17 protein-coding genes are annotated in these 22,057 nt (G+C 72.2%); 13 read left to right on the top strand and 4 right to left on the bottom strand.

Going from position 1 to position 22,057, the window contains the following annotated elements:
- Positions 1–29: 29 nt before the first annotated feature.
- Entirely contained in the window at positions 30–995 is a 966-nt protein-coding gene (locus ACTXG6_RS25770) for a PDR/VanB family oxidoreductase (protein ID WP_445181954.1), read from the top strand.
- 31 nt (positions 996–1,026) lie between these two features.
- The gene (locus ACTXG6_RS25765) at positions 1,027–2,253 is read left to right on the top strand and encodes a cytochrome P450 (protein ID WP_445181953.1); all 1,227 of its coding nucleotides are present in this window, start codon (positions 1,027–1,029) and stop codon (positions 2,251–2,253) included.
- Here ACTXG6_RS25765 and ACTXG6_RS25760 read toward each other — a convergent pair.
- Positions 2,237–2,767, bottom strand: coding sequence for a PaaI family thioesterase (locus ACTXG6_RS25760; protein WP_445181952.1), 531 nt, complete (start codon positions 2,765–2,767; stop codon positions 2,237–2,239). The genes ACTXG6_RS25765 and ACTXG6_RS25760 overlap by 17 nt on opposite strands.
- Before the next feature lie 119 nt (positions 2,768–2,886).
- Here ACTXG6_RS25760 and ACTXG6_RS25755 point away from each other — a divergent pair, with 119 nt between their 5' ends.
- The 5 genes from ACTXG6_RS25755 to ACTXG6_RS25735 all read left to right on the top strand — a co-directional run bounded on the left by ACTXG6_RS25755 (position 2,887) and on the right by ACTXG6_RS25735 (position 10,229).
- Positions 2,887–3,498, top strand: a complete 612-nt coding sequence (locus ACTXG6_RS25755; protein ID WP_445181951.1) for a TetR family transcriptional regulator — start codon at positions 2,887–2,889, stop codon at positions 3,496–3,498.
- Between the two features lie 21 nt (positions 3,499–3,519).
- On the top strand, positions 3,520–4,428 hold the full coding sequence (locus tag ACTXG6_RS25750) for a LysR family transcriptional regulator (RefSeq protein ID WP_445181950.1): 909 nt from the start codon (positions 3,520–3,522) through the stop codon (positions 4,426–4,428).
- A 161-nt stretch (positions 4,429–4,589) separates the two neighbouring features.
- Positions 4,590–7,763 (top strand): DUF3604 domain-containing protein, encoded by a 3,174-nt coding sequence (locus tag ACTXG6_RS25745; RefSeq protein ID WP_445181949.1) that lies wholly within the window; start codon positions 4,590–4,592, stop codon positions 7,761–7,763.
- Positions 7,764–7,789: 26 nt separating this feature from the next.
- A complete protein-coding gene (locus tag ACTXG6_RS25740; RefSeq protein WP_445181948.1) occupies positions 7,790–9,304 on the top strand; it encodes an MFS transporter in 1,515 nt (504 codons plus the stop codon).
- 67 nt (positions 9,305–9,371) lie between these two features.
- Complete coding sequence (locus ACTXG6_RS25735) at positions 9,372–10,229, top strand: alpha/beta fold hydrolase (protein ID WP_445181947.1); 858 nt, start codon at positions 9,372–9,374, stop codon at positions 10,227–10,229.
- 207 nt (positions 10,230–10,436) lie between these two features.
- On the opposite strand, the gene ACTXG6_RS25730 is transcribed toward ACTXG6_RS25735, so the two are convergent.
- Together ACTXG6_RS25730 and ACTXG6_RS25725 are read right to left on the bottom strand one after the other, a co-directional pair.
- On the bottom strand, positions 10,437–11,876 hold the full coding sequence (locus ACTXG6_RS25730) for a DUF2867 domain-containing protein (protein ID WP_445181946.1): 1,440 nt from the start codon (positions 11,874–11,876) through the stop codon (positions 10,437–10,439).
- A 39-nt stretch (positions 11,877–11,915) separates the two neighbouring features.
- Complete coding sequence (locus ACTXG6_RS25725) at positions 11,916–12,143, bottom strand: hypothetical protein (protein ID WP_445181945.1); 228 nt, start codon at positions 12,141–12,143, stop codon at positions 11,916–11,918.
- A 165-nt stretch (positions 12,144–12,308) separates the two neighbouring features.
- Between ACTXG6_RS25725 and ACTXG6_RS25720 the strand changes: the two genes are divergently transcribed.
- From ACTXG6_RS25720 to ACTXG6_RS25710, 3 genes are all read left to right on the top strand, one after another.
- Entirely contained in the window at positions 12,309–13,733 is a 1,425-nt protein-coding gene (locus tag ACTXG6_RS25720) for a WS/DGAT/MGAT family O-acyltransferase (RefSeq protein ID WP_445181944.1), read from the top strand.
- A 116-nt stretch (positions 13,734–13,849) separates the two neighbouring features.
- The gene (locus ACTXG6_RS25715) at positions 13,850–15,580 is read left to right on the top strand and encodes an MDR family MFS transporter (RefSeq protein ID WP_445181943.1); all 1,731 of its coding nucleotides are present in this window, start codon (positions 13,850–13,852) and stop codon (positions 15,578–15,580) included.
- Between the two features lie 98 nt (positions 15,581–15,678).
- Positions 15,679–17,115 carry a glucose-6-phosphate dehydrogenase gene (locus ACTXG6_RS25710; protein ID WP_445181942.1) on the top strand — a complete coding sequence of 479 codons (1,437 nt, stop codon included), beginning with the start codon at positions 15,679–15,681 and terminating at the stop codon, positions 17,113–17,115.
- A gap of 20 nt (positions 17,116–17,135) precedes the next feature.
- Here ACTXG6_RS25710 and ACTXG6_RS25705 read toward each other — a convergent pair whose 3' ends face one another.
- Positions 17,136–18,140 carry a LacI family DNA-binding transcriptional regulator gene (locus tag ACTXG6_RS25705; RefSeq protein WP_445181941.1) on the bottom strand — a complete coding sequence of 335 codons (1,005 nt, stop codon included), beginning with the start codon at positions 18,138–18,140 and terminating at the stop codon, positions 17,136–17,138.
- 179 nt (positions 18,141–18,319) lie between these two features.
- Between ACTXG6_RS25705 and ACTXG6_RS25700 the strand changes: the two genes are divergently transcribed.
- From ACTXG6_RS25700 to ACTXG6_RS25690, 3 genes are read left to right on the top strand one after another with little or no spacing between them, the layout of a single operon-like run.
- Complete coding sequence (locus ACTXG6_RS25700) at positions 18,320–19,429, top strand: ABC transporter substrate-binding protein (RefSeq protein WP_445181940.1); 1,110 nt, start codon at positions 18,320–18,322, stop codon at positions 19,427–19,429.
- 53 nt (positions 19,430–19,482) lie between these two features.
- Positions 19,483–21,027, top strand: a complete 1,545-nt coding sequence (locus ACTXG6_RS25695; protein WP_445181939.1) for a sugar ABC transporter ATP-binding protein — start codon at positions 19,483–19,485, stop codon at positions 21,025–21,027.
- Entirely contained in the window at positions 21,008–21,985 is a 978-nt protein-coding gene (locus ACTXG6_RS25690; protein WP_445181938.1) for an ABC transporter permease, read from the top strand. The genes ACTXG6_RS25695 and ACTXG6_RS25690 overlap by 20 nt, the downstream gene beginning before the upstream one ends.
- Positions 21,986–22,057: the final 72 nt, after the last annotated feature.

The raw sequence follows: 22,057 nt of genomic DNA, 5'->3' as shown, positions 1-22,057 counted from the left end.
TCAGTGCCGAGCACCGAGGGAGGTGGCCGATGGTCGGTACCGAAACGGGCGCCGCGAACGTCGTGACGCTGCGGGTCACCGCCAAGACGGTCGTCGCGGACGGGGTCGCCAGCCTCGAGCTGGCGCACCCGGACGGCAGGCGGCTGCCGGACTGGACACCCGGTTCGCACATCGACGTGATGCTGCCCAACGGTCTGACCCGGCAGTACTCACTGTGCGGCGACCGGTGGGACTCGCACAGCTACCGGGTCGGGGTGCTGCGCGAGCCGGGCGGGCGGGGCGGGTCGGCGTACGTGCACGACGAGCTGCGCCCCGGCGACCTGGTCGGCGTCGGCGGGCCGCGCAACAACTTCCCGCTGGTGCCCGCGCGGCGCTACCTGTTCGTCGGCGGCGGGATCGGCATCACCCCGCTGCTGCCGATGGTGCACCAGGCCGACCTGCTCGGCGCCGACTGGCAGCTGCTCTACGGCGGGCGCCGGCGGGCGTCGATGGCCTGGCTGGACGAGTTGGCCCGCTACGGCGACCGGGTACAGCTGGTGCCGCAGGACGAGTCCGGGCTGCTCGACCTGGCCGGGTTCCTCGGCGCGCCGGGCCCGGGCGTGCGGGTGTACTGCTGCGGCCCGGCCCCGCTGCTCGCCGCGATCGAGGCCGCCTGCGCCTCCTGGCCGGCGCACTCACTGCGCACCGAGCGCTTCGTCGCCGCCGATCAGGGGGCGCCGGCGCGCACCGCCCCGTTCGAGGTCGAGCTGGCCCGCTCCGGTGCCACGGTCACCGTCACGCCGGGGGTATCGGTGCTGGATGCGGTGCACGCGGCCGGCGTCGACGTGCTGTCCTCATGCCGCCAGGGCACCTGCGGGACCTGTGAGACCACCGTGCTGGCCGGCGCCCCCGACCACCGCGACTCGATCCTGGAGGACGACGAGCGCGCGGAGGGCGACTGCATGTTCATCTGCGTGTCCCGCGCGCTCGACGACCGTCTCGTGCTCGACCTGTGAACCCGCCGACCCGCCACCCCTGGAGGCAACCGTGACCACCGCCACCAACCACACGGGCGTGCGGTCGAGACCGCCGACCAGCGACGTCGACCCGTTCGCGCACGACGTGCTGGAGGACCCGACGCCGATGCACACGGCGCTGCGCGAGGCCGGCCCGGTGGTGCACCTGACCCGCTACGACGTGTACGCGTTCGCCCGCTACGAGCAGGTGCACGCCGCGCTGGTCGACTGGCAGGAGTTCCAGTCCGCCGCCGGGGTCGGGCTGTCCAACTTCCGCTACGAGAAGCCCTGGCGCCCGCCGAGCCTGCTGCTCGAGGCCGACCCCCCGCTGCACGACGCCCCGAGCCGGGTGCTGCGGCAGGTCCTCGGGCCGCGCGCGCTGCACCGGCTCCGGGAGCGGTGGCAGACCGACGCCGAGGAGCTGGTCGAGCAGGTGCTGGGCGGCTCGGCCGGTCCGGTCGAGTTCGACGCGGTGCCGGTGTTGGCCGAGGCGTTCCCGCTGCGGGTGTTCCCGGACGCGGTCGGCCTGCCGCGGGACGGGCGGGAGCATCTGCTGCCCTACGGCGACCACGCGTTCAACGCCTTCGGCCCGGCCAACGACCTGGTGGCGAAGGGCGCACCGAGGGTCGCGGAGCACTCCGGCTGGGTGAACTCGGTGTGCGCCCGCGACGTGCTCAGCGCCGACGGGTTCGGCGCGCGCATCTGGGCCGCCGCCGACCGGGGCGACATCACGCCGGAGCAGGCGCCGCTGGTGGTCCGGTCGCTGCTGACCGCCGGTGTGGACACCACCGTGCACGGGTTGTCGGCCACCCTCTACGCACTGGCCGGCAACCCGGCGCAGTGGGCCCGGCTGCGCGCGGAGCCGAGGCTGGCCAGGGTCGCGTTCGACGAGGCGATCCGCTGGGAGTCCCCGGGACAGACCTTCTTCCGCACCACGACCACCGACGTGACCGTGGACGGCGTGCTTATCCCGGGGGGCAAGAAGATCCTGATGTTCCTGGCCGCCGCGAACCGGGACCCGAGACGGTGGGCGGACCCGGACAGTTTCGACCTGGGTCGCGACCCCTCCGGGCACGTCGGCTTCGGCATGGGCCTGCACCAGTGCGCCGGCCAGCACGTGGCCCGGCTGGAGTCCGAGGCGCTGCTCACCGCGCTGGCCCGGCGGGTGTCCGGGATCGAGCTCGCCGGCCCGACCCGCCGCCACCACAACAACACCCTGCGGGCCTGGGACTCCATCCCGCTCAGGCTGACCCGCTGACCGCCCGGCCCTCACCCCGGGAGAGCCTGTCCAGCCCGGGGTGCCCGGTGAGCAAACCGTAGCGCTCGAAGTGGGCCCGCTCGACGACGACGAACAACGCCGTCGAGGTGAAGCAGAGCAAGCCGTCGGCCCGCACGCCGCTGCCGGTCAGGTAGAGCTTGCGGCCCTCACGGCGTTCCAACCGCGCGGTGATCCGGTGCGACAGGCCGAGCGCGGTCGGGGCGTGATATTCGATGGTCAGGTTCCGGGTGACCGCTGGCGTGCCCACCACGTAGAGCATGAACCCGAACAGGTCGTCGCAGGCCGCCGAGACGGTGCCGCCGTGCGCGATCCCCGGCGCGCCGACGTGGCGGGGTTGGAACACCAGGTCGGTGTACACCTCGTCGCCGCTGCGCCAGACCTCCATCCGCAGACCCGAGGCGTTCTCCGGGCCACAGCCGTAACAGTCCGGGCTGTGCGGCGGGAGCAGCACCGGCTCCGACACGGGTTCCGGCACGGGTTCCGGCACAGTCACGGGCCCTCCTGGCGTGTTCGGCTCACGGTCTCTCCTCGACTCACCCGCCCGCGGGCAGCGGGAACGCGGCACACCATGGCTTTTCTTGACACGAACCACGGCTCTGTCAAGATACTGCCATGCCGGAGCGGGGTCAGCGCTTTCCGGGTGCAGCGCGGGCCCGGCTGCGCGACGCCATCCTGGATGCGGCGGCGCGCCTGGCCGTCGAGTCCGGCGCCCGCGAGGTGCGGATGGCAGACATCGCGGCCGCGGTCGACATCAGCCGGCAGACGCTGTACGCGGAGTTCGGCTCCAAGCAGCGGCTGCTGGCGGGCGTCGTGGTGCGGGAGACCGAACGGCTGATGGCCGCACTGGACACCGTGCTGGCCCGGCACCCGGCCGACCTCCGCGCGGCGGTGAGCGCGGGCTGCGCGTTCGTGCTGCGGCGCTCGCGCGGCGATGCACTGGTCAAGGCCATCATGTCCGGGCCCGATCCCCGGGAGCTGCTGCCACTGGTGACGACCGAGGCGGCACCGCTGACCCGGCTCATCTCCGCCACCTTCCGCGCGCACCTCACCCGGTGCGCCCCGACCGCGGCCCCGGAACGAACAGGACTGGTCTCGGACACGATCGCCCGGCTGGTCATCACCCACGTGCTCATGCCGGACCAGGCCGCCGAACTGGCCGGTGAGGCCATCGCCGAGGCCCTCGGCCCGTACCTGACTGCACTGGTCGGCACCCCGGATCGGTGAGCGTTCTCTACGCTCCCGGTGATGGAACGCCGCCAGTTGGAGTACTTCCTCGCGTTGGTCGAGCACGGCGGTTTCACCAACGCCGCGCGGGTGCTGCGGGTGGCCCAGCCGTCGCTCTCGCACGCCATCGCGGCACTGGAGACCGAGCTGGGCGGGCCACTGTTCCACCGGCTCCCGCACGGCGCGGTGCTGACGGCCGCGGGTGCGGCGCTCGTCGAACCAGCCCGTCAGGTCGGCCGGGACCTGGCCACCGCGACCGCGTCGGTGCGCGAGGTGCTCGGCCTGTCCGGCGGGCGACTGGACATCGTCGCGCAGACCACGCTGGCCGTCGATCCGCTGGCCGCGATGGTCGGACGGTTCGCCCGCCAGCACCCGAAGGTCGGGATCCGGGTGACCGACCCGGAGCGCGGGTCCGAGGTCGGCCACCTGGTCAGAACCGGTCAGTGCGAGCTGGGGCTGGTCAACGCGGCCGTACCGACACCCGAGCTGGACGGCATCGAACTGGCGGAGCAGCATCTGCTCCTGGTGCTGCCGCCGCGGCGGCCCGAGTCCGAGCCGCTGCCGCGGCCAGGGTCCGGCCCCGTGCCGGTCCGGCTCGCGGACCTGGCCGCACTGCGACTGGTCGCCACCCCGGACGGCACCGAGATCCGGGATGTACTGGCGGCCGCCCTGCTCGAGATCGGGCTCACGCTCAATGTCGCGGTGGAGACCGCGCACCGGGCCATGATCGTCCCGCTGGTGCTCGCGGGTGCCGGGGCGTCGCTGCTCCCCCGGTCCATGGCCGAGGAGGCGGCCGGCAAGGGCGCTGTGCTGTGCGCGACCGAGCCGGCACTGAGCTACCGGGGGCGGCTGGTGTGGCGGTCCGGCCCGCGCTCGCCGGCCGCGGACCGGTTCGTCGCGATGACCCGGGAGCACTACGCGGCCCGTTGACCCCGCTGGCTGGACCAGCACTGCCATAGACCAACTGAATGGGCTGCATCGAAAACCGGTCTCGGCCCCGTGGCCTTCGGCATTGCCCACACCGCCCGCCGCCACTCACTCTTTGTTCACGGCGTTTCCCCCGCCGGTCCCCCCTCAGGAACAGGAGCGCAGTGGCTGCGTCCCACCATTCAGCGGACCATCACTCAGCGGGCCAGCACTCCCACGGGCACGACCATTTCTGCGGCATCGACCACCACAGCGGCGAGTACACCGCCGAGCAGCGGGCCGATCTGGACCTGGTGCTGGCGTTCAACCGGCGGCTGGCGGCGGCGATCGACGAGTGCCGGGACGTCTCCGAGGTGGAGAAGCTGATCGACCCCGACCCGTTGCGCTACATGTGGGTGGACGAGGGCGGCGGCCGGCTGAGCGAGTTCCTGCGCCGCGGCGATCGGGCGTTGTCGACCGCGCGCGTGCTGCCGGGCTGGCAGCGGGGGCACGGCCGGGAGGTGCCGGGCACCGTGGCCGCCGCCCGCCCCTCTGTCGCCGCATCCCCGGCCGGCGACCTGTTGTGGACCTGGGTGGAATGGCGCAAGGACATCGGGGAGACCGTGGTGGCCGCGCGGCGGCCGGCCGCCGGGGAAATCGGTGAGCCGGTGGTGTTGTCCGGTACACCGGCGGACTGTTTCCGCCCCACGGCGACGTTCGACCGGGCCGGCCGGGGGTGGGTCTGTTTCGCCCGGTCCGGCCCCGACGGGGTCGGCGTGTGGGCATCCCGGTGCACCGGTGACCGGTGGAGCGAGCCGGAGCTGGTGAGCACCACGGCACACCCGTCGTTCAACCAGGAGATCCTCCCGCACGACGACGGCTCGGTGCAGGTGTGCTGGCAGGGCCGCACCGACGGCCGCTTCGGCATCTACGCGCGGCGATGGGCGGACGGGCGGTGGGGCCCGGAGGTCCTGCTCAGCGACGCCTCGTCGGACAACGTGTGGGACCCCGCGCTCGCGGCCACCCCCGACGGCGGCACGGTGTACGCCTGGAGCGAGTACCACGACGGCACCTACCGGGTCGTGGTCCGCCACCGGGACCGCCACGGGACGCTGTCCGCGCCGACCCCGGTGAGCTCCGGCACCGACTACGCCCTGCACCCGAGCATCGCGGTGACCACCGACGGCGGCGTCTGGTGCGCATTCGACGTGATCACGGTGCACGGCCACGGCGGCTCCGGCCCGACCAAGCTCCGGCCGGCGGAGACGCTCGGCGGCGCGATGGACCCGTCCGGCATGCGGGAGCCCGGCGAGTTCGTGCCACCGGAGCTGCTGCCCGACATCGAGGCGTCGATGCGCGTGGTGCGCGTCGGCGCCGACGACCGGGCGGGCGGCGGCGGGGTCGCGGTGTGGGAGCCGGCCGGCGAGCTGGCACCTCAGCTGGACACCACGCCGTGCGGGTTGCCGCGGCTCGTCGCCACCGCTTCCGGCGGCCTCGTGCTGGCGTACCGGTGCCACCGGCGGCTGCCGCTGATGACCTACTACTGGGAGGTCGCCACCCAGACCCTGGGCCCCGACGGCTGGTCGCCGCCGACCACCTACGCGGGCAGCGACAGCACCCTGGAGGAGGCCAGCCTCGCGGCGGTCGGCGACGGCGCCGTGCTGAGCTGGCAGGTCGACGGGCGGCTGCGCCGCGGCCTGGAGTGGACCGAGGGCTTCGGCGGGCGGGAGTGCCCGTTCCTGCTCGAGCACCAGGGCGAGGTGATCTGGCACAGCGTGCACGGCACCGGCGCGATCCGGTACGCCACTGTGCCCACCGAGCCCACCGAGCCCACCGACAGGCCGCCCGCCGCGCCGCACCGCGTCACCATCGTGGACAGCAACCGGCGCCGGGAGGCCCGGACCTGGGTGAGCGCGGCCCGCGACCGGTACCGCACCAGCGCCGGCGGGCACACCTACCAGCTGTACTGGGGCGACCTGCACCGCCATTCGCTGGTCAGCCGGTGCACCTCCGGCGACGAACCCTCGCTGGAGGACTTCTACCGCTACTCCTGGGACGTCTGCGAGTACGACTTCTGGGCGGTCACCGACCACGCCGAGAACAGCAGCGACTACCAGTGGTGGAGCATCCAGAAGATGGCCGACCTGTTCCGGATCGACGGTCGGTTCATCCCGCTGTACGGCTTCGAGTGGACCGGCATGAGCGGGCACCAGAACGTCATCTTCGGCGACGTGGCCCGCGGCGCGCCGATCTACTCCTCCTACGCCCAGCCCTCGTCCACCCCGGCCCGGCTGTGGGAGCTGTTGGACCGCCACCCCGACTACCCCGCGATCACCATCCCGCACCATCCCGGCTCGGCCATGGTGCCCTTCGACTGGGACTACCACGACCCGCGCTACCTGCGCCTCGCCGAGGTGTTCCAGGCCTGCCGGGGCAACTACGAGGACGACGGCTGCTTCCGGCAGTACTACGACGGCACGCTGCCCGGGACCTTCGTCGCCGACGGGCTGCGGCGGGACTACCGGCTCGGGCTGATCGCGTCCTCGGACCACGGGCACGGCGCGAGCTACGTCGGCGCCTACGCCGAGAGCCTGGACCGGGCGGCGATCTTCGACGCGCTGGAGCAGCGGCGGGTGTTCGGTGCCTCCACCCGGGGCATCGTGGTCGACTTCCGGATCGAGACCGCCGAGGGCACCGCGTTCATGGGCTCGGAGACCACGGCGAGCGGCCCCTTCGAGGTCACCGGGTATGTGCGCGGCTACACCGAGCTGGCCCGCATCGACCTCGTCCGGGACGGCGAGACGGTGCACTCGGTGCTGCCCGAGCTCGAGCTGCCCGCCGGCTGGCGGTGCGTGCCACTGCGGCTGGAGTGGGGGCGCGGGCACGCCACGGTCGCCTGGGACGGCACCCTGCGCATCGACGGCGGCGAGGTGCTGCACACCAGGTACTGGAGCCCCGAGGTCACCGACGCGGACCGCCACCAGCTGCGCTGGGCGGCCACCACCAAGACGTTCGGCGAGCCGTACGGCGCGCAGCGCGGTGGCATCGAGTTCAGCCTGCTCGGGCCGCCGGAGGCCACCGTCACCCTGCGGACCGGGCACGGCGAGCTGACCACCGAGCTGGGCAAGCTCGCCGACCGGGTCACGGAGGTCCCGGTCAGCTGCCCGGGACAGCTGCGGATCCAGCCGGGGGCGGGTGGCCTCGCCGGCCTCGGCGACACCGGGGCGACCCTGCGCTGGTCGGACAGCGTCCGCGCACCGGCCTGGTACCACCTGCGCGCAATCCAGGTCGACGGTGAGATGGCCTGGTCCTCACCCATCTGGGTTGATCCCCGGCAACCAGAGCTCGGCCGCTCCTGACACGGTCGGCGGTACGGTCGACACCGATGCGTACCTCCTCGGCCGCCCCCGCGGCGCGGACCGGGCCGCTCGTCGCCGTGCTGTGCCTCTGCGTGGCGCTTGTCGTCGGCATGGTCTCGGCGATCAACCTGGCGATCCCCGCGCTGGCCGCCGGGGACCTGCATCCCACCGCCGCCGAGCTGCTCTGGGTGGTGGACGGCTACGTCGTGGTGTTCGCCTGTCTGCTGGTCCCGGCAGGGGCGCTCGCTGACCGGGTGGGCCGCAAAGGGGCGCTGCTGGCGGGGATGGCGGTCTTCGCCGGCGGGACGGCGGTGTGCGCGGCAGCGCCCAGCGTGGCGGTGCTGGTGTGCGGCCGGGTGATCGCCGGGGTGGGCGCGGCCGCGGTGCTGCCGACGACGTTGGCGCTGCTGGTCGGGTCCGCCACCGCGCGCCACCGGCCCCGGCTGATCGCCGTCTGGGCCTCGATGACAGGGGTCGCCGCGGTGCTCGGCAACGTCGGTGGCGGCGCCGCCGTCCAGCTCGGCTCCTGGCGGGCGCTGTTCCTCATCGCCGCGCCGCTGGCACTGGTGGCCATGCTCTGCGCCGCCCGGGTCACCCCGAGGCCGCCCCGCCAGCCCCGCCCGATCGCGGTGGTCAGCGGTCTGCTGCTCACGGCCGGGTGTCTTGCGCTGCTGTACGGCCTTGTCAGCGCCCCCGGCTCGGGTTGGACCGGCGCGTCGACGCTCGGCGGGTTCGGTGCGTCGGTACTGCTGCTCGGCGGCTGGCTCAACCACGAACTGCGCGCCGAGCACACCCTGCTGGACCCCCGGCTGTTCGGTGTCCCCACGCTGCGGGCCGGCACACTGGGCATGGCGGTGGTGTTCGCCGGCATGTTCGCGCTGATGTACGTCAACGGGCAGTACCTGCAGTACGCCAAGGGCTACTCGGTCCTCGGCGCCGGGGTTCGGCTGCTCCCGATGGCCGCCGGGCTGTGGCTCGCGCCGAGGGCCACGGTGCCGATCGTGCGCCGGTTCGGCCCGCGCGCCGCCGTGAGCCTCGGCCTCGCGGCGCTGGCCGTTGGCCTGCTCGGGGCTTCCTTCGCCGACTCGGCCACCCCGTATCCGTGGTACGCGGTGTGTGCCACGGTTATCGCGGCAGGCTGCGGGCTGGCCACCCCGCCGCTGTCGGACGGGGTGCTGTCCGCGCTGTCGGCCGACCGCGTCGGACTGGGCTCCGGGCTGCAGAGCGTCGCCCGCGAGCTCGGCAGCGCGCTCGGCGTGGCCGTGGTCGGCAGCGTCCTCAACGCCCGCTTCGCCGCCGCGCTACCGGCCGCACTGCGCGGCACGCCCGCGCCGTCCACGGTGGCCGCGGCCCGCGCCCGCACCTCGGACCCGGCGACGCTGCACGCCGTGGTCACCGGCTTCAGCCACGCGATGAGCGCTGGTCTTCGCACCGTGGCGGCACTGGTCGTGGTCGCCGGCGTCCTCGTTGTGCACTGGCTGCCCCGAGGGCGCCACCCCGAGCACCTCGATCGGCTCGCCGGCTCCGATCAGGTGGCCTAGTGTCCCTCAGGTCAGCGCGCTCCCCCGTCGCGTCGAGTCCGGCGCGCCCATGCATGTGTGAGGGCAGATGGAGAACACCGCCCCGATCGTTCTGGTGCACGGATTCTGGCACGGCACCTGGTGCTGGTCCTCGGTCATCGAGGAGCTCGCGTCGCGGGGTCTGGCCGCCGTCGCGGTCGACCTCGAGGGCCACGGTCTCAACAGCCTGGCCCCCGCCGCGCGCTGGGCCCGGCCGTTCGACCCCGCCGGGTACGCAACCGAGCCGTCGCCGTCGGCGGCGGTCACCCTGTCCGCCGCAACCGAGCTGCTCGCCGAGCGGGTCCGGCGTATCGGGCGGGGCGAGCCGTGCCTCGTCGTCGCGCACAGCATGGGCGGCGCGGTGGCGACCGCGCTGGCCGAGCGCTTCCCCGAACTGGTGGCCGGCGTCGTGTACGTCGCCGCGTTCGCCCCGACCGCCGGCCTGCCCGCGACGGCGTACATCACCATGCCGGAGAACACGGGCACCATGGTCGGCGACCAACTCGCCGCCGACCCGATGGCCGTGGGGGCACTGCGGTTCGACACCGGGGACAGCACCCGGCACGCCGCCTTGGTCGAGACCTTCTACGGCGACGTGCCGGCCGAGGTGGCCGCCGCCGCGATCTCACTGCTCAGCTCCGACGCGCCGGCCGGCATGGCGGCCGAGCCGTTCACCGCCACCGCGGCGCGCTACGGCCGGCTGCCGCACACCTACGTCGTGTGCGAACAGGACAACGCGATCCGCCCCGACCTGCAGCGGAGGTTCATCCGGGAGATCGACGCGATCGCGGCCGAACCCACGACCGTAGTCACGCTCGACGCGTCGCATTCACCGTTCCTGTCGCAGCCGGCGGCGCTGGTCGACGCGATCGAGAAGGCGCAGTACGCGGCGGACCGGACCCGCTGATCTCAGCGGACCCGGCGGCGCCGCGCGCGGCCGTCAGCCGCTCGATGTCCGAGCAATCCAGCACCGCGGCGACCAACCTGCTGCTCACCGGGCAGCCGCCGCGGTGATGTGCGCGATCGCGCACATATCGGGGCAAAATGTGCGCGAGGGCTCACACCGTCGCGAAACCGACCCGGGAGCTCGCGGCGCCGCTGCTCACCGAGCGGCTCACCGATCGGCACCGTCCCGGGCGCGTACGCCCCCCGCACCACGCTCGCCCTCCGCACCACGCTCGCCCTCCGCATCACGCACGACGGAGCGGGCCAGCCCGCCGAGCACAACGCCGCGCAGCAACGCACCCGCCCACCAGTACAGATGCCCGGCCAGGCCGCGCGGCACGAAGATCGCGCGCTGGTGGTAGACGGCCCCCGGCCCATCCTGGCCGGCGGGGTCCCGCTGGCGTACCCCGAGCTCGAGCCAGGCCCGACCGGGCATCCTGAGACGGGGCCGCAGCCGCCGCATTCGTCCCTCGTCGACCGACTCCACCGGCCAGCCCCGCGTCGCGCCGACACCCTCGACCGCCCGCCACAGGCCGGTCCGGCTCGCCGAGGTACACCGGTCCCGGACGTCGACATAGGCCGTGCCACCGGACCAGTCCGGGTCCGAGGGCAGCGGGTCGGACGGCAGCTCCGGCGAGGTTCGTCCCCACCGGGGGGCCCTCTCGCCCCGGGTGATGCTGGCCAGTGCCAGCTGCACCGATCGCTCGTAACCGATCAGGCCGCCCTCCGGCGGTGCGACCAGCGCGTCGATGTCGTGCTCGCCGCGCACCGCGTCATGCACCAGCGACCCGATCAGCGGCGCACCGACCGACCTCGGCACCGGGGTGACGATATTGAGCCAGTGCGAGCTCAGCTTCGGGGTGAGCAACCCGACCGGCAGCATCCGGCGCCGCGGCAGCCCGGCCACGGCGGCGTAGCGCTGCATCATCTCCCGGTAGCTGAGTACGTCCGGGCCCCCGATGTCGAAGCTCCGGTTCACCCCGGCCGGCAGCGTCGGCGCCGCGACCAGGTAGTGCAGCACGTCGCGCACCGCAATGGGCTGGACCCGGCTGCGCACCCAGGTCGGCGTCACCATGACCGGCAGCCGTTCGGTGAGATAACGCAGCATCTCGAAGCTGGCCGAGCCGGAGCCGATGATCACCGCCGCCTGCAGCACCACCGACGGCACACCGCTGCGCAGGAAGATCTCACCCACCTCGGCCCGGGAGCCCAGGTGCTCGGACAGCTCCCCGTCGCCGGAGTCCGGGTGCAGCCCGCCCAGGTAGACGATCCGCCGCACCCCGGCCTCGCGCGCCGCCTCGGCGGTGACCAGCGCGGCACGCCGGTCCACCGAGGCGAAACCACGCACGGTCAACGAGTGGACCAGGTAGTAGAAGGTGTCGACGCCCGCGCAGGCGGCCCGCATCGAGCCGGGGTCGAGCACGTCGCCGGTGACCAGCTCGACCTGCCCGGCCCAGGGCACCCCGCTCAGCTTGTCGGGGTCCCGCACCAGGCAGCGGACCCGGTACCCGTCCGCGAGCAGGGCCGGTACCAGCCGCCCGCCCAGGTATCCGGTCGCGCCGGTCACCAGGCACAGCGGGCGCCCACCCCGCTCGTCGGAACTGCTCATACCAGGGCGTTCCCGCGTGGCGGATCGCCAAACCGGGCGCTAGCCGTCGACGGTCGCCGGGCCGGACAGGGTCGAGCTGTCCGTGGCCGAGGTGAGGCCGGTGAGGTCCTGCGGGCCGCCGGCGGTGACCACGAGCAGCGCGGACAGCGCGAGCAGCACCCAGCCGAGCGCGACCTGTACGCCGTCCCGCTGTCGGCGCGGGCCGCGTTGCTGCGCCAGCACGACCCACAGTCCGAGGACCAGTCCCAGTGCCCCGAATGCGGCCATCCCTCCATGGTTACCCCGCATCCGGGCCGACTCAAATTCGAAGCCGCCGAGACGGGTCGCTTTCTCAGCAAGCGGGCTCGCGGCGCGCGGTCGGAGATCACGCCGGGGAGCCGGCGGCAGTCCGTTCCGCGTTGACACGGCCCCCGGGACGCTCAACGATGCGGCATGCCCTTGCCGATGGCCGTGACGGATTCGATGTTCCTGCTCGCCGAGTCGAGGGAGCATCCCACGCACGTCGGCGGCCTGCAGCTGTTCCGGCTGCCGGAGGACGCGGGGCCGGACTATGTGTCGGGGTTCTACCAGGCACTTCTGGCCCGGACCGAGATCTCCGCCGGCATGCGCCGCCGGCCGTACCGATCCCCGGCAACCCTGGGCCAGTGGTCCTGGACGGACGACCGCGACGTCGAGCTGGACTACCACGTCCGGCTCTCCGCACTGCCCAGCCCGGGCCGGGTGCGGGAGCTGTTGGCGTTGGTGTCGCGGCTGCACGGGACGCTGCTCGACCGACACCGCCCACTGTGGGAGTTCCACCTGGTCGAGGGTCTTTCCGATCGGCGGTTCGCCACCTACACCAAGGTGCACCACGCCCTGATGGACGGCGTCACCGCGATGCGGGTGCTCACCCGCGGCCTGTCGACCGACCCGGACGGCCCGGCCCGCCCGCCGTGGGCGCCCCGGCAGCGCGGCCCGGCGGGCGGTACCTCCGCCGGCGGTGCGGGCAAGGCGATCGCCGCGGTGCGGGACGTGGCGGCGCGGGCCGCCGACGTGGCCGGCACCCCACCGGCGGTGGCGAACGCACTGGTCGGCATGGCCCGCGACAGCGGCGCCACCCGTCCCTTCGACGCGCCGCCGACCATGTTCAACGTGCCGATCGGTGGGGCCCGCCGGTTCGTCGGGCAGTCCTGGCCGCTGGAACGGGTGCGGGCGATCGGCGTGGCGGCCGACGCGACGGTGAACGACGTGGCGGTGGCGATGTCCGCCGGGGCGCTGCGGCAGTACCTGCTGGACCGCGACGCTCTGCCCGACCGCCCGTTGGTCGCCATGCTGCCGGTCTCGCTGCGCGGCACCGAGCAGGCGTCCGGGAACGGCGGGAACGGTGCCAATTCGACTGCCAGCTCGAATACCGCTGGCCAGGGCAATGCGGTCGGCGCCATCCTCTGCGACCTGGCCACCGAGCAGGCCGATCCGGCGGTGCGGCTCGCCCGGATCCGGGCTTCGACCCGCAGCGGCAAGGGCATGCTGCGCGGTATGAGCCCGTTCCAGGTGCTGGCGCTGAGCGGACTCCTGGCCGGCGGTGTGGTCCTCGCGCCGATCCCCGGGGTCGGCCGGTTCGCGCCGCCGCCGTTCAACATCATCATCTCGAATGTCCCCGGCAGCCGCGAGGTGCGGTACTGGGACGCAGCCGAGTTGCTGGAGACCTACCCGCTGTCCATCCCGGTGGACGGCCAGGCGGTGAACATCACGCTGACCAGCTACGTCGACAAGCTCGCGTTCGGGATCGTGGGCTGCCGGCGGAGCGTGCCGCACCTGCAGCGGATGATCGATCACCTGGACGCGGAATTGAGTGCGCTCGAGGCCGCGGTTCGTTGAACGTACGGCTACCGGCAACGCGGGAAATGCAGCTGAAGGGTGATTGCGTATACTCGATAGAGTACATATCGTAGCCTACATAGAGACTATTTAGTCTTTATGGCACGCTACCGACCATGGTGAATGGGCCCAGTCGGGCGAGCACCACTGGCTGGGTTATTCCGCTGATCGTCCTGATCGTCGGAAGCTTTATGTCGGTGCTAGATACCAGCATTGTCAATGTAGCCGTTCCGCACATTCAGACGGAGCTCGGCGCCAGTGCCGACGACGTCGAGTGGATCGTCACCGGCTACACCCTGGCGCTCGGCGTGATCGTCCCACTGAGCGGCTGGCTGGGTCTGCGGTTCGGTCTCACCACCGTCTACATTCTCTCGCTGGTCGGGTTCGCCGTCGCCTCCGGGCTCTGTGGCCTGGCCTGGAACCTCGACGTACTGATCGGGTTCCGGGTCCTGCAGGCCGTGCCCGGCGGCGTCTTGCCGGTGGTCACCATGACCATGCTCTACCAGATCGTGCCCCGGGAGAAGATCGGCAGCGCGATGGGCATGTACGGCCTCGGCGTGGTCGTCGCGCCGGCCATCGGCCCGACACTGGGCGGCTACCTGGTGCAGTACGTGGACTGGCGGCTGATCTTCTACATCAACGTGCCGATCGGCATCCTGGGCACCATTGCCGCGGTCGCGGTATTCCCGAGGATCCACCCGAGTACCTGGCCGAAATTCGACCTCTGGGGCTTCCTCAGCATCGCCTACGGGCTGTTCGCGCTGCTACTAGCCTTCTCCAAGGCACAGAAGTGGGGCTGGACCGGCTACCGCGTCGAAATGCTGATCGTGTCCGGGCTGCTCAGCCTCGCCCTCTTCGTGATCATCGAGCTCGAGGTGGCCAACCCGCTGATCAACGTGCGGGTGTTCGCGTACTGGCCATTCACCAACTCGCTGATCCTGATCGCCATCGTCACCACGGCGATGTTCACCACGCTGTACTACATCCCGCAGTTCCTCCAGGTCACCCAGGGACTGGAGGCGCTACCCGCAGGCCTGGTCCTGATGCCGTCGGCGTTGGTCCTGATCGTGCTGATGCCCCTCGCCGGGCGGCTCTACGACCTGATCGGCGCCCGCTGGCCCGCTGTCATCGGCCTGCTGCTGATGGCGTACGGCCAACTGCTGCTCGCCCAGCTCACCGCCGACACCCCGGAGTCGTCCATCGTGCTGTGGACCACGGTGCGGAGCCTCGGCACCGGCCTGGCCATGATGCCGATCATGACCGCCGGCATCGCCGGCCTGCCGACCGCGCTGACCAGCTCCGGCAGCGCGATGAACAACGTGGCGCAGCGGGTGTCCTCCAGCATCGCGGTCGCCGTGTTCGGCGGCCTCATCACCGCTCAACAGGCCCAGTTGCTCTCCGACCGCGGCGGGCTGCTCGGGGACAACGTGAACTCCCTGCCGCAGTTGCAGGCCGCCGCGGCGAAGGGCACCGAGGGGATGCTCGCCGTCTACCAGCAACTGCAGAAGTACATCGTCTCGGAGACCTACGCGAACTCCTTCCTGACCGTCGGGATCATGTGCGCCTTCGCCGCGCTGCTGGCCCTGCTGATGCGTTCCGGGCCGCCTCAGGCCGCGCCCCCCGCCCCGGCGCAGGCCGCACCCGCACCGGTGGCCGCCGCCGCGCCCGCCGAGGCAACACCGATCGAGCCGGTCATCATGGCCGGGCCGACGGTGTCGACACCGGAACGGATGCCCGAGCCGGTGCCCGTGCGACAGGCCCCCCGGCACCACTACGAGACGTTCGAGGAGACCGAGGCACGGCGCAACGAAGAGGCGGCCAAGGCACACTCCGGCGTCCACCTCTGAAGCCCGACCCGCCGTGACTGAGATCGGGCGAGCTGACTCTCAGCGCCAATGGAGGGTCGTCGTGACGCCGGCGCGACGCGTGCGGCAGGCTCACAGGTATGTCTGAGCCGCAGCGCGTGCTGGCCCCCACTGTCTTCGTGCTCTTCGGCGCCACCGGTGACCTGGCCCGCAGGATGGTGCTGCCCGCGTTCTACCGGCTCGCCCAGGAGAATCTGCTGCCGCCGGACTGGCGGTTGATCGGCAACGGGCGCGGCGACGTCAGCCACGAGGATTTCCAGGGTCGGGTGCGCGAGGCGTTGATCGAGTTCGGGCCGCACCCGGACGAGGGGCCGTGGGACGAGTTCCGCTCCAGGCTGCGGTTCGCCGGCGGTGGCTTCGGCACCGATGACCCCGGTCACCTGATCGAGGTCATCGAGGAGGCGGAGAAGGATCTCGGAGCCGACCCGCAGCGGGTGCACTACCTGGCTGTGCCGCCCACCGCGTTCGGCCCGCTGACCGAGGCGCTGGGCGAACACGGGCTGGCCGAGCGGTCCCGGGTGGTCTACGAGAAGCCGTTCGGTGTTTCGCTCGACTCCTTCCGCGCGCTCGACACCGCGGTGCACAACGTGCTGGACGAGTCGCAGGTGTTCCGCATCGACCACTTCCTGGGCAAGGAGGCGACCCAGGACCTGCACGTGGTGCGGTTCGCCAACGGCCTGTTCAGCCGGGTGTGGGATGCCGAGCACATCGCCGAGGTGCAGATCGACGTACCCGAGACGCTCGACGTCGCCGACCGCGCGTCGTTCTACGACGGCACCGGCGCGATGCTCGACATGGTGGTCACCCACCTGTTCCAGGTGGCGGCCGAGGTCGCGATGGAGCCGCCGGCCAGTCTGTCCGCCGAGGACCTGGCGGCGGCCCGTGAAGAGGTCATCGGGTGCTTCCGCCCGCTGCACGCCGACGACGTGGTGCTCGGCCAGTTCGACGGCTACCGCGACATCGACGGGGTGCCGGGCGACTCGCGGACCGAGACGTTCGTGGCGGCCCGGATGTGGGTGGACACCGACCGCTGGCGCGGGGTGCCGTTCCTGCTGCGCACCGGCAAGCAGCTCGCGCAGTCCCGCCAGGTGGTCAGCCTGGTGTTCCGGGACCCGGACGCGGCGGTGCACGACCTGCCGGAGATGGGCAACGTGCTCAGCTTCGACCTCGCCGGCACCGGCGGCCTCGGGCTGTCCCTGGTGGTCAAGCAGCCGGGCCCGACGATCAACCTCGGCACCGCGCACACCGACCTGTCGCTGGCCTCGGTGGACGGCGCCGACCCGTTGCCGCCCTACGTCCGGCTCATCCACGACGTCCTGCTCGGCGACCGCTCACTGTTCACCCGCCCCGACGGCCTCGAGCACGTCTGGACCGTCGCCGGCGACCTCGTGGCCGACAAGCCCGAGCCGCTGCCCTACCCGAGGGGTTCGTGGGGTCCGGACGCGGCGGAGCAGCTCGCGGGGCCGACCGGGTGGCTGCTGAGCCGTTCCAACGGCATCGGGAACAGCAAGGCCTAGCTTGTTCTGGCGCTGGGGGGTCACCCGCCGGTCGTGCTCTCCCGGATCCGCAGCGAGAACGGGGTCTGCACGTCCTCGGGCGGGAACACCCCCGGTGCGTTGATCCGGCGGTGGACCAGCTCGACGGCACGCTGCGCGATGGCCGACTTGTCCGGCGCCACGGTGGTCAGCGAGGGCAGGCTGTAGGCGCTCTCCTCGGTGCCGTCGAAGCCGACCACCGCCAGGTCGGCGGGCACCCGGACGCCGCGTTCGGCGGCCGCCCGCAGCGCGCCGATCGCCAGCAGGTCGTTGAAGCAGAACACCGCGTCGGGCGGTTCGGGGCCGTCGAGCAGCGCGGCCATCGCCTCGGCGCCGTCGCGGCGGTGGTAGTTCAGCGCCGGCGCCACCAGTGCGCCCGACTCCGGCAACCCGGCCTCGGCGAGGGCCGCCCGGTACCCGGCAAGGCGCAGCGCCGCGGTGCCCCGGTGCGGGTTCTGCCCGATCGCGGCGATCCGGCGCCGGCCCATCGCCACGAGGTGGCCGACCGCCTGCTGTGCGGCGCGGACGTTGTCGATGGCCACGTGGTCGATCGGGAAGTCCACCGCGTGCTCGCCGAGCATGACCATCGGGACGCCGGGGTCGAGCCGCGCGAAGTCGTCGGCCTCCAGCGCTTCGGGGCTGACGATCGCGCCGTCGATGAGGTGCGGCCCCAGTGACGCCAGGCTCGCCTGCTCGCGGTCCCGGGTGCCCTGGGTCTGTTCGATCAGCACGTTCCAGTCCCGGCGCTGCGCGGCGGTGATCACCAGCCCGGCGAGCTCACCGAAGTAGGGCACGCTCAGCTCGGGCACCATCAGGGCGATGAAGCCGGTACGGCCCCGGCGCAGATTCCGGGCGCCCATATTGGGCCGGTAGCCGGTGGCCGCCAGCGCCTCCTCGACGCGGCGCCGGTTGTCGGCCTTCACGAAGGCGTAACCGTTGACCACATTGGACACGGTCTTCACCGACACCCCGGCCAGGGTGGCGACGTCCTTGAGCGTGACCGCCATCCGCCTCCCCACCTCCGCGCCACACCAGCCACACCCCGGCTCCCGAGCCGCGGAGTTTAGCCACGTTAGCCGGCTTTACAACGTTGTACCAACGATGTAAAAAATACTCCACCGTGCCGTTCACCATGAGGTGGCACCGGTGCATCGACGCACCCACACCAGAAGGAGTTGACTCCCGAATGGTCCTCACCAGCCACCGCCGAGGTCTGCGCGTCACCGCGGTTTTGGGGTGCGCCCTGGCCTCCGTGCTCCTTGCCGCGGGTTGTGCCAAGAGCGCCGAGAGCCCCGCCCCGGCCGGTGGCGGCTCGGGCAACGGCGGCCAGCAGGAGGTCTCCGGGTCGGGGGCGAGCGGCCCGCTGTGCTCCGCCGCCCAGTACGGCGCGCCGGCGCTGGACCTGACCAAGGCGACGGTCGGGTTCTCCCAGTCGGAGTCGACCAGCAACCCGTTCCGCGCCACCGAGACCAAGTCGATCACTGACGAGGCCGCCAAGCTCGGCATCAAGCTGATCCAGCGCAACGCCAACGCGAACGTGCCGCAGCAGAACACCGACATCGAGGACATGATCGCCCAGGGCGCCCAGGTCCTGATCGTCGCGCCGGAGAACTCCGACGGGCTGGCACCGGCATTCGCGCAGGCCAAGGCCAAGCACATCCCGATCCTGACCATCGACCGGACGGTCAACGGCACCGCCTGCAGCGACTTCATCGGCTTCATCGGCTCGGACTTCCTCGGCCAGGCCAAGCTCGCCGCGGACGACCTCGGCGGCGCACTGAACGGGCAGGGCAGCGTCGCGGTGCTGCAGGGCACCTCCGGCAACAACGTGGCCACCGACCGCACCAACGGCTTCAACCAGCAGCTCAGCGCGAAGTACCCGGGCATCAAGGTGGTGGCCTCGCAGACCGCGAACTTCGACCAGGCGACCGGCCAGAAGGTCATGGAGCAGATCCTGCAGAGCAACCCGGACATCACCGGGGTCTACGCGGAGAACGACACCATGGCGCTCGGCGCGATCCAGGCGATCCGGGCCGCCGGCAAGACCCCGGGCAAGGACATCAAGATCGTCGCCATCGACGGCACCGAGCAGTGCGTGCGGAACGTGGCGTCCGGGGTGATGGTGGCCGACGTCGAGACCAACCCCCGGTTCGGCCCGCTGGCGTTCCAGAGTCTGCGGAAGTTCTACGGCGGCACCGGCGAACCGACTGGCGTCCCAACGACGGTGATCATCAGCGACCACCACTTCACCTCGACCAACGCCGCCGACGCCCTGAAGAACGGGGACGTCTACTGACCCCGGACCCTGTGAGTGGTATTGGTCGCCCACACGGCCGATACCACTCACAGGTGGAGCCGGTGCTGCGGGTGGAGCGGGTGTCCAAGCGGTTCCCCGGGGTGCACGCGCTGCGCGAGGTCGACTTCGAGCTGCGCGCCGGTGAGGTACACGCGCTGGTCGGTGAGAACGGGGCCGGCAAGTCCACGCTGATCAAGGTCGCCACCGGTGTCTACCGCGCCGACTCGGGCGAGGTGCGGTACCGGGGCCAGCCGGTGTCGTTCGGCAGCCCGCTCGAGGCGCAGCTGGCCGGCATCTCGACGATCTACCAGGAGGTCAACCTCATCCCGTTGATGAGCGTGGCCCGCAACCTGTTCCTCAACCGCGAACCGCGCCGCTTCGGCCTCGTCGACAGCGCCCGGATGCGCCGGGAGGCCCGCGACATCCTGCGCGACTACGGCGTGGACGTGAACGTGGCGCGGCCGCTGCGCTCGCTCGGGCTGGGCGCCCAGCAGATGGTCGCCATCGCCAGGGCCGTACAGGTCAGGGCCAGCGCCGCGCGGGTGGTCGTGATGGACGAGCCGACGTCCTCGCTGGAGCAGCGGGAGGTCGAGACGCTGTTCGGCGTGGTGGACCGGCTGCGCGCGGCCGGCATCGCGATCATCTACGTGAGCCACCGGCTCGATGAGCTCTACCGGATCTGTGACCGCGTCACCGTCATGCGCGACGGTCGGGTCGTGCACGTCTCGGACATCGCCGAGGTGAACCGGCTCACCCTGATCTCCCTGATGCTGGGCCGCGACGTGGCCGACGTCCGCCGCGACGGCGCCACCGCGTTCGGCGCCGAGCACCGGGCCGAGGGCGAGCCCGTGCTGCGTGCGCACGGCCTGACCGCCGCGCACCGCATCGCGGACGTGTCGCTGCAGGTGCGCCCCGGTGAGGTCGTCGGCCTGGGCGGGCTGCTCGGCGCCGGCCGCAGCGAGACCGCCAAGGCCATCGTCGGCGCGCTGCACACCGAGGCCGGCAGCGTCGAGGTGAACGGCACCCCGGTGCGGCGCAACTCCACCGCGGCCGCCATCCGGGCCGGCGTGGTGATGCTCCCGGAGGACCGCAATAGCGAAGGGATCATCCCGAACCTCTCGGTGCGGGAGAACATCGTGCTCGCCGCGCTGCCCCGGATCTCCCGGGCCGGGCTGGTCGACCGCGCCAAGCAGGACGAGATCGTGAAGTACTTCATCGACCGGCTGCGGATCCGCGCGTCCAGCCCGGAGCAGAAGGTGAGCGAGCTGTCCGGTGGCAACCAGCAAAAGGTGATGCTGGCCCGCTGGCTGTGCCTCAACCCGAAGGTGCTGCTGCTGGACGAACCGACCCGGGGCATCGACGTCGGGGCCAAGGCGGAGGTGCAGGCGGTGATCGACGAGCTGGCCGCCGACGGGCTCGCGGTGGTGCTGATCTCCTCCGACCTGGAGGAGCTGATCGAAGGTTCGGACCGGGTGGTCGTACTGAAGGACGGCCGGCTGGTCGGTGAGCTGACCGGCGACGAGGTCACCGAGCCGGCGCTGCTGCGCGCACTCGCCGCCGCACCGGCCGGGGAGCCGGATGACGCGCATGACGGCTGAGGTCGGCAGCCGCGGCATCGGGCTGGACCGGGACCGCCTCACCCAGCTGCTGCAGGACTACGGGGTCTACGCCGCCATCGTGGTGCTGGTGGCGGTCAACACCGCGCTCGCGCCGCACTTCCTGAGCCTGGACAACCTGCGGGTACAGCTCTTCCAGGCGGTCCCGGTGCTGGTCGTCGCGCTGGGCATGGGGCTGGTCATCGGCACCGAGGGCATCGACCTCTCGGTCGGCGCGGTGATCGCCCTCGCGTCGGCGGTCATCCCGCTGTACCTCGGCTACGGCCCGTGGCCGGCGGTCGCGATGGGTCTGGTCGGCGGCGCGGTGTCCGGGCTGGTCGGCGGCAGCCTCGTGGCGTTCGGGCGGGTCCAGCCGATCGTGGCCACGCTCGCGCTGATGATCGGGCTGCGCGGATTCTCGGTCATCCTCAACGGGGCGACCGCGAAACCGGTGAACGACCCGGCGATCCTCGGTCTCGGGCTGGACAGCTGGCTCGGGCTGCCGGAGATGGCCTGGCTGGCCGCGGCGCTGCTGGCCGTGGTCGCGTTCGTCGTCCGGCGCACCACCTTCGGCCGCCAGCTCACCGCGATCGGCGACAACCGGGCCGCCAGTGCGCTGGCCGGGCTCCCGGTGCGCCGCGTGCTGGTGAGCGTCTACGTCATCTCGGGGGTGCTCGCGGCGGTCGCCGGGGTACTGATAGTCGGCCACGGCGGCTACGCCGACCCGGCCAACTACGGCCTGGACTACGAGCTGTCCGCCATCACCGCGGTCGTGGTGGGTGGCACGCCGCTGTCCGGCGGCAAGGTACGGGTGCTGGGCACGGCGGCTGGCGCGCTGTTCATGCAGCTGATCGAGGCGACCCTCATCCAGCACAACGTGAAGTCGTCGTACGAGCAGATGATCGAAGCGGTGATCATCGTCGCGGCGGTCTACGCGGCGCGGGGACGGGCAGGGCGATGACGGGACCGACCACGGGGCCAACGACAGGATCGACCAGAGGGCCGACGACGGAGCCGACAACAGGGCCGACAA

Source organism: Pseudonocardia sp. Cha107L01 (assembly GCF_052566575.1).
This window is presented reverse-complemented; position numbering and strand designations above follow the sequence as displayed.